General features: G+C 73.5%; 1 protein-coding gene. It reads right to left on the reverse strand.

The window, feature by feature from the left end; genetic code table 11:
* Nucleotides 1-29: 29 nt before the first annotated feature.
* A partial coding sequence (locus tag G3O06_RS48425) for a dual specificity protein phosphatase family protein (protein ID WP_205820480.1) occupies nt 30-623 on the reverse strand: 594 nt, incomplete at its 5' end.

Genomic DNA, 623 nt, shown 5'->3' on the forward strand with positions numbered 1-623 from the left:
TATCCTGAGCGGCGCGGACGGGTCGCGCATCACTCGCCTCCCGCGCCGCGGCGGCGATCGATCCAGTGCTGCAGCACGGCCACACCGTCGTCCGACCACACCGCATTCGGCCGCACCGCGCGCACCGCGGCCAGCGCGTCGCGCGCATCGCCGAGCCCGCGCCGCACCGCGAGCCACGCGGCCGCGCACATCACGCTGCGCCCGTAGCCGAGCGCGCAGCAGACCAGCACGTCGCGCCCTTCCCCGTGCAGGTGTTCAAGCGCCGCGACGGCTTGTGCGAGTTGCGCGGCCGTCGGCGCGACGAGGTCGAGCTGCGGCACCGCCACATAGGCGAGCGACGCATCGGCCGACGCCCAGCGCGGCATTTCGGCGGTCAGGTCGACCAGCGCCGTGAAACCGTGGCGGCGCACGTCGCGTGTGGTCGGCGTGCGGCCGATCGATACGCGTTCGTCGATCCGCACCGGCGCCGGCTGCCGGAACGTCCACAGCCGGGAATTGACGAACGCGCCGGCAATCGTCGGCGCGAGCAGCCAGCGGATGACGACCGGGAAACGCCCGTGCGCATCCTTCTGAAACGCGCCGGGGGCGCCGCGCCGGTAGATCCACGCGACACATGCGAGCGC

Source organism: Burkholderia sp. Ac-20345, assembly GCF_017104825.1.
GTDB lineage: Bacteria > Pseudomonadota > Gammaproteobacteria > Burkholderiales > Burkholderiaceae > Burkholderia > Burkholderia lata_B.